At 47.3% G+C, this 5,798-nt stretch carries 7 protein-coding genes; all 7 read right to left on the bottom strand.

Annotated features, from left to right (window positions below; translation table 11 throughout):
• Positions 1-134: translation initiation factor IF-2 associated domain-containing protein (locus Q0241_RS21960; RefSeq protein WP_299381406.1), on the bottom strand; the 134-nt coding region annotated here is incomplete at its 3' end.
• The gene (locus Q0241_RS21965; RefSeq protein WP_299381390.1) at positions 131-802 is read right to left on the bottom strand and encodes an RNA-binding protein; all 672 of its coding nucleotides are present in this window, start codon (positions 800-802) and stop codon (positions 131-133) included. The genes Q0241_RS21960 and Q0241_RS21965, both read right to left, overlap by 4 nt.
• Before the next feature lie 23 nt (positions 803-825).
• Positions 826-2,367 (bottom strand): transcription termination factor NusA, encoded by a 1,542-nt coding sequence (nusA, locus tag Q0241_RS21970; protein ID WP_299381393.1) that lies wholly within the window; start codon positions 2,365-2,367, stop codon positions 826-828.
• Positions 2,368-2,489: 122 nt separating this feature from the next.
• Positions 2,490-3,035: a ribosome maturation factor RimP gene (rimP, locus tag Q0241_RS21975; protein ID WP_366941213.1), complete on the bottom strand. Its 546-nt coding sequence runs from the start codon at positions 3,033-3,035 to the stop codon at positions 2,490-2,492.
• 267 nt (positions 3,036-3,302) lie between these two features.
• A complete protein-coding gene (gene trmB, locus Q0241_RS21980) occupies positions 3,303-4,010 on the bottom strand; it encodes a tRNA (guanosine(46)-N7)-methyltransferase TrmB (protein ID WP_299381396.1) in 708 nt (235 codons plus the stop codon).
• A gap of 26 nt (positions 4,011-4,036) precedes the next feature.
• Positions 4,037-5,209 carry a methionine adenosyltransferase gene (gene metK / locus Q0241_RS21985; protein WP_299381400.1) on the bottom strand — a complete coding sequence of 391 codons (1,173 nt, stop codon included), beginning with the start codon at positions 5,207-5,209 and terminating at the stop codon, positions 4,037-4,039.
• Between the two features lie 223 nt (positions 5,210-5,432).
• Positions 5,433-5,798 (bottom strand): helix-turn-helix transcriptional regulator (locus Q0241_RS21990; RefSeq protein ID WP_299381403.1); only part of this gene is annotated, 366 nt, incomplete at its 5' end.

Raw genomic sequence — 5,798 nt, forward strand, 5'->3', positions numbered from 1 at the left:
ACGGATTTAGACCGCCCATGGCTAAAACTCTGTTTAACCTGGCCGGTTTCTACAGTTTTCTTCAACTCAAGCGTATTCGGCCGGCTTAATGTCAGCGGCTTTTTGCTCTTACTGGTGTCCTTGCTCGAGGTCATTCTTTCAGGCGTCCACTTACTCTTTTGGCGGGATGTCCCGCAATTCCTCTTACAGCTAACAACCGCGCCACATCAGCGGCGAACCTATCAGCGATTCCACTCGGTCTAAGCGCTACATGTACCCAGGTATCCCGGCCTAGCGCTTGCCCTAGCTCATGCCCGGTAAAAACTTCGTTTATCGGCAAATCAGGATCAATGGCCCTGGCCAATGCACGAATTTTACCGCGCCCATCTTCTGCCGCATCTGCGGCTTGTACAAGTATCTTGACGTTCCCTGAAGAAAGCCAAGCTTTCGTTTTTTCAAACCCTGCTACTAAATGTCCTGCACGTTTTGCCAGACCTAGAGCATCAAGGCAACGTTTCGTTAGCTGCGAGTCAAGTTGCTCGATCAGATCATCGGGCACTTTAACCTTCGCTTTAGCCGAACGAGCGAATAATTGTTTATGACACGCTTTCTCTACCATATCCCGGCTTGGAGACAACCAGATTCCGCGTCCCGGCAGTTTTCCGAATAAATCCGGAACAACATTTCCGTCCGGCCCGATCACAAATTTCAACAGGGCCGACTGAGGGAAAAGATCACCAGAAGCAATACAGCGTCTTTCAGGTTCGCTCTTTCGCTTTTTTCTGACCTTCTTCTTTCCCTCAGTTTTTTTCTTCGTTACCAAAGTATCTAATCCTCTGGCTCTATCTATTCACTCGCCTCAGATTCAGAAGCAGCCGCATCTTCATCTGCAAACCAGTGTGCACGTGCTGCCATGATTATTTCGTTTGCCTTATCTTCTGACATCGCAAGCTTTTCACCAAGCATTTCAACAAGCTCGTCTCCGGCCAAATCAGCCAAATCATCCAGTGTTTTAATACCTTGTTCGGCTAAATGAACCACTTGCTCAGCAGATAGGCCATCCACAGACATCAGGTCGTCTTGAACCCCTAAATTCTTGCGAGACTCTTCAAGTTCTTTTTCATGAGCGTCAAGGAATGTACGGGCACGATTACGAAGTTCTTCTGCAATGTCTTCGTCAAAGCCTTCAATGGCAGCGAGTTCGTCAACAGGAACATATCCGACCTGTTCAACGCTTTCAAAACCTTCTGCAACCAAGAGATGGGAAATCACATCATCGACATCAAGAGCATCAATGAAGTTTTGCGAACGCTGCTTGATTTCTTCCTGACGACGGCGAGATTCTTCTTCGTCCGTCATAATATCAATATCCCAACCCGTCAGGATAGAGGCCAAACGAACGTTCTGACCGCGACGACCAATTGCAAGAGAAAGCTGATCATCAGGAACAACAACCTCAATACGCTTTGAATCTTCGTCCAAGACAACTTTGGAAACTTCAGCTGGCGCCAAAGCGTTCACAACAAATGTCGCAACGTCTGGTGACCAAGGAATGATATCAATCTTTTCGCCCTGGAGCTCTGTCACGATGGCCTGAACACGGCTACCACGCAAACCGACACATGCGCCAACAGGATCAATCGACGAGTCCTGTGAAAGAACCGAAATCTTGGCACGACTTCCCGGGTCACGGGCAACCGCCTTAATTTCGATCACACCATCATAAATCTCAGGCACTTCCTGTGAGAAAAGCTTCGCCATAAATTGAGGGTGAGAACGGGAAACAAAGATTTGTGGGCCACGAGCTTCTTCGCGTACATCATAGATATACCCGCGAACACGATCACCATTACGGAAGTTTTCACGCGGCAGTGTTTCATCACGGCGCATAATGGCTTCGGCTTTGCCCAAATCAACGGTAACATTGCCAAATTCGTTCCGCTTAACAACACCGTTGATAACTTCACCAACGCGATCTTTGTATTCACGGAACTGTCTGGCCCGCTCTGCATCACGGACTTTTTGAACAATTACCTGCTTTGCTGTCTGTGCAGCAATACGACCAAGGTCGATCGGTGGTAACTCATCAAAGAAAAATTCACCAATTTCAATATCGGCCTGACGAACTCTTGCATCTTTGAGCGTTGTTTGTGTCAGTTCGTTCTCAACTTCCTCAACAACCTCTGTATAACGACGCAGTCTAACTTCACCGGTTTTACGATCAATTTCAGCACGAATATCGCGTTCATGACCATATTTTGCACGTCCAGCTTTGGAAATAGCCTGCTCCATTGCATCCAGCACTTCGTCGCGCTCAATACTTTTTTCACGAGCAACAGCTTCAGCAACCTGAAGAAGTTCAGTTCTATAAAGAGCAGTCGTTTCCATTTGCCCTCAAATCCTTAATCTATCATGACAGCCCGATCAATTTCACGCCATCACTTCACTTGTTTATCCTATAGCGCCGTACATCAAGTACTTCGCTACAACGCATTTTTCACAAGCGTGGATTATCCACCGGCTTGTGCTGCAGCAATCAGTTCATCGGTCAAAATAAGCTTTGCCCGCGACATATCCTGAAAAGCCAGATACACTTCTGCCTCTTCCTCTTCGAGATCAAGGTGAATAGCTTCACCTTCAACACCAAGAAGACGGCCTTTAAAACGTCTGCGACCATCAACGTTAATCAACATTTCAACCCTGGCGTCAAAGCCAGCAAAGCGCTGAAAATCCGACAAGCGTGTTAATGGGCGATCTATACCAGCGGAGCTTACTTCCAAACGAAAAGCGCCGGAAATAGGGTCTTCAACATCCAAAAGAGCCTCAATCGCGCGGCTAATATCTGAACAGTTATCAACAGTCATGGTCTCTGTTAGATCACTATGTTCAGCCATCACCTGCAGCGTTTTGCGCTCATCACCACCTGTAATCATAACACGAACGATATCAAAGCCCATAGACGCCAGAGTCGGGGCTATAATCTGCTCTATTTGGGCAGCTTTACCGTCACTCGTTTTGGCAAGAAGAGGTATCGTACCCCCTTTAGCGTCTAACAAAAACTCATCTCCGTTTGCATACGCGTCTACTCTATGCTTTTGGGTTATGCCATTGATCAAAGACATAAAAACAACATTAGACGCTGAATTTAGATACAAAAAATGGGCCTTAAGGCCCGCTTTCAAAACTTCGATGTAGCGGGCTACAACAAAGTGTGTCCCGCGCGCACTGTAACCTCAGCCTCATTACAGTGCAAGCGCTTTTCTAAAGCCACCATAAAAGTGCTGATTAACATATATTTAGCGGGCGGACACAACTTGAGAAATTTATGTCCGTGGCACCCTTTTAAAACGCAAATACCCGGGCTTGAGGCCTTTTTTCAAAGCTTTTTCTTCATAACGTGTCTTAGGCCAATCTTCTGTGCGCTGATTCCAGTCGCTTTTTGATTCAGCCTGCCAAGTAAACAACGGGTGAGGAACGGTTCTTTCAAGCATCCATTGCAGATACCCCATATCATCCGTTGCCATTCGAAGCTCACCACCGTCCACCAGCAAATCTGCCAGCAAGTCCAGTGTTTCAATCTGGACGATACGACGCTTGTTGTGACGGGCTTTATGCCAAGGGTCCGGGAAAAGTATAAAAACCTTGCTGAGAGAGTTCTTAGGCAAGAACGGCATCATATCCCGTACGTCACCCCGATAGACACGAACATTCTCAGCACCGTTATCATCAAGGTGGCCAAGCAAGCTCGCAACACCATTGATAAAATACTCAGCACCGATCAAATTAACATCAGGATTGTGCTCTGCTTGCCAAGCCAGATGTTCACCACCGCCAAAACCGATTTCAAGCCACGTTTCATGACCAGATCGCCCAAACATGTCATCCAGATTATAGGGGGTAATATTTTCGGGATTGCCCAACGCTATCTGGATTTTTGGCAGAACTGTCTCAACAAGCTCCGTTGCCTTTTTTCGCAGAGGGCGACCCTGTCGACGGCCATAAAAAGTACTACGCTTAACAGGATCGCTCATCTTCTTACTCTACGTCTACTCAGCTCTTAAAGATTAAAAGCTGACTTTAGGTTATCCACAAGACCTAGGCGCTCCCATGAGAAGCCTCCATCATCTTCGGGACGACGGCCAAAGTGGCCGTAGGCTGCTGTACGCGCATAAACAGGCTTGTTCAAAGCCAAGTGCTCACGAATACCACGTGGGGAAAGGTCCATAATATCCATTAGGATTTCTGGAAGCTTCTGCTCATCAAACTGGCCTGTGCCATGCGTGTTCACATAGAGTGAAAGCGGCTTGGACACGCCAATTGCGTAAGAAACCTGAATTGTGCAGCGCTCGGCAAGGCCGGCACCAACAACATTTTTCGCAAGATAACGTGCGGCATAAGCTGCTGAACGGTCAACCTTGGTCGGATCTTTACCAGAGAAAGCACCACCACCATGCGGGGCTGCGCCACCATAGGTATCAACAATGATCTTACGACCCGTCAGACCTGCGTCACCATCGGGACCACCAATAACAAAGCGCCCGGTTGGATTTACATAGAATTCATCGTCAGAACACATCCAACCCTGTGGAAGTTCTTTTTCGACGTGACGTCGTACGATTTCACGAATCTGATCACTATCCATACCCTCAGCATGCTGAGTGGACACAACAACAGACGTTGCACGAACAGGTTTTCCATCAACGTATTCCAGAGTCACCTGACTTTTGGCATCTGGTCCCAAACCGGGTTCTTCACCGGAATGACGAACATCAGCCAAAGAACGTAGAATATTGTGCGAATAGAAAATAGGCGCAGGCATATAACCTTCGGTTTCCTTACAGGCATAACCGAACATAATACCCTGATCACCAGCACCTTCGTCTTTATTACCAGCGGCATCTACGCCCTGGGCGATATCCACAGACTGCTCATGGATGAAGTTCTGCACATCCATGTTCTTCCAATGAAAACCGTCTTGTTCATAGCCAATGTCACGAACAGCCTGACGAGCCACTTCCTCAATGACATCTGGTGTCACCGAAGCAGGGCCACGAACTTCACCGGCCAAAACGATCCGGTTAGTTGTTGCAAGTGTCTCAACCGCAATACGGGACTGCGGGTCGTGAGAGAGGTATAGATCTACGATAGAATCTGATACGCGATCACAAACTTTGTCAGGGTGTCCTTCAGACACGGACTCGCTTGTGAAAAGATAGCTGCCAAGTCGCACGACAACCCCTTTCTATATGATTATAAAAAAAATTGATCGTGGCACCGGAAAGTAACGTTAATGCGACCCATGCCCGACCAAATGCACTATATAACGAAAAATGCATATAATGCAAAACGCGATCAGGAATGCCTGATCGCGCTCTGGAATGCAATGCTTAAATTACTGATTCATCCATAAATCAAACTTTAAGCTGATATTTCTTGCTGTAACTCACAAGAACTTATGCTTTGACTACACCTTCAGAAGCAGCTTCAGCAGCAGTACCCAAGGCTTTTGTCATCTCAAAAAGACGCTTACGCACTTGAGGATCAACAATCTTGTAATAGGCTCTGACCAACTCAAGCGTTTCGCGTTTCGCCATCGGATCAGCTTCGTGAACAAAAGCTTCAACCTTTTCTTCACTCATTTCGCGCAAGCGGACAGGTGACTGTGAAGCAACTTCATCAGGCATATCTGCGAAGAAATACCCAACAGGCACTTCGAGAACGCGTGCCAAGTCGTACAAACGACTGGCGCCAACACGGTTTGCACCGCGCTCGTACTTCTGAACTTGCTGGAAAGTCAGACCAATAGCTTCGCCCAGCTT

The organism is uncultured Kiloniella sp., from assembly GCF_937128705.1.
Taxonomy (GTDB): Bacteria; Pseudomonadota; Alphaproteobacteria; order Kiloniellales; family Kiloniellaceae; genus Kiloniella.